Genomic DNA, 1649 nt, shown 5'->3' with positions numbered 1-1649 from the left:
ATTACGCTTAATTCATAAATCGTATAGATCATATGGCCAACGTAAAAGAATTCTCTGTAGAAGAAAAACTTTCCTCACTCGTTTCTTTGCAAAAAGCAGATTCCAAATTAGATGAAATTAAAATACTGAAGGGAGAGCTTCCTATGGAGGTGCACGACCTTGAAGATGAAATACACGGACTGCACGCCCGGCAAACGCGTGTGGAAGAAGAAATTAACGGTATCCAGGAGTTTATTGAGCAAAAGAAAAATGTTATCAAAGATGCTCAGGCGCTGGTAAAAAAGTATGAAAAGCAGAGTGAGAATGTAAAGAACAACCGCGAATTTGAGGCCATTAACAAGGAAATGGAACTCCAGAACCTGGAGATCAAATTAGCCGAAAAGCATATTAAAGACGCGAACGAAGAAATTGGCGATAAAGCCCGTTTGCTGGAAAGCGCTAAAAAAGCTGTAGGTGCAAAAGAAAGTGTTTTAAAGCACAAAAAAGGAGAGCTTGAAAAAATAATAGCTGATACTGAAAAAGAAGAGAACGAGTTCCACAAAATATCTGCCGAAGCCCGTGAAAAGGTCGAGACCCGTTTGCTGGCATCCTATGAAAGGATCCGTAACAGTTACCGTAACGGGCTGGCTATTGTGCCGGTGCACAGAGACGCATGTGGCGGTTGCTTTAATGCTATTCCGCCTCAACGGCAAAGCGAAATACGCCAGCACAAAAAAATTATTGTATGTGAAAACTGCGGACGTATTTTAATAGACGAGGAACTCTATAACGGCACAGAAGTACAATAAACCAGTGAACTTATTTCAGAAAAAATGCACCGGGATGCCGGTGCATTTTTTGTAGCTGGTAACCGGCCGGGCTTTCATAGTTTATATGTAACTATCAGGTGAGTAACTGAACTGCTAATGGCAAGACAGATACTCCTTCTTTTTTGTACTGCCTTTCACCGTTTGTATTATGCCAACACCAGAAAAAAAATAAACGCTTATCCTGGGTGCATCGTCTAACCGTCAACGGTATAGCTGTATTGAGCACGGGGCAATACTGAAAATGCAGGTCAGGCAACATTTCCACATTTCAAATTCCTACTTTATCTCATCCGCCCATTGCTGCACAAATATCCTTGCCGGTTGTATTACTTCCTTTCCTGCCCGGAAAGCCATTTTCCACCTGTTGCTCTTTCTTTCATAGTCAGGATTTACAAATAGCTGCTTCCCGTTTTTTTCAGTAAGCACTGCATCAAAATCAATGTTGCTGGTTTCATCCAAAAATTGTTGCAGTCTTATCTTTACATATAAAAGATGGTTGGTAGGATAACGGGCTTCCCAATCCTTAAGCATCTTTTCATTGGATTGTTCAATTGCTTTTTGCAATATTTCGTAATTCTTTGTATACGCTTTTATATGTTTATTTTCCGGGTCTTCTGCGTCCTTTAAGTTTTGTTTGGCCGCCTTAAGCGATTCTTCAAACATCGGTTTGGTTTCAGGCGTTGCCTTTTTTATCAGCGCTTCTGCGTTTTGTACAAATTCCTTACCCTGTTTTATCATATTGGCACGCAATTCCGCAGGTGTTTCCGCTTTTTGAAGACCGCCCGGCTTATTCCGTTCTTTCATAGCTGTATATTCGGTAACAAAGCCGCCGGAAATCAC

At 41.1% G+C, this 1649-nt stretch carries 2 protein-coding genes; one reads left to right on the top strand and one right to left on the bottom strand.

All coding sequences use genetic code 11. From position 1 onward, the window contains the following. Nucleotides 1-32 precede the first annotated feature (32 nt). Nucleotides 33-788: a zinc ribbon domain-containing protein gene (locus PLE34_RS18040; protein WP_324559198.1), complete on the top strand. Its 756-nt coding sequence runs from the start codon at nucleotides 33-35 to the stop codon at nucleotides 786-788. Nucleotides 789-1085: 297 nt separating this feature from the next. Here PLE34_RS18040 and PLE34_RS18035 read toward each other — a convergent pair. Beyond that, the coding region (locus PLE34_RS18035) for a hypothetical protein (protein ID WP_324559197.1) at nucleotides 1086-1649 on the bottom strand (564 nt) is incomplete at its 5' end.

It is taken from the genome of Agriterribacter sp., assembly GCF_035445465.1.
Lineage (GTDB): Bacteria > Bacteroidota > Bacteroidia > Chitinophagales > Chitinophagaceae > Agriterribacter.
This window is presented reverse-complemented; position numbering and strand designations above follow the sequence as displayed.

Excerpts from the sequence above, each read along its gene's own strand:
- PLE34_RS18040 (WP_324559198.1), top strand. The coding sequence starts at position 33 with ATGGCCAACGTAAAAGAATTCTCTGTAGAAGAAAAACTTTCCTCACTC.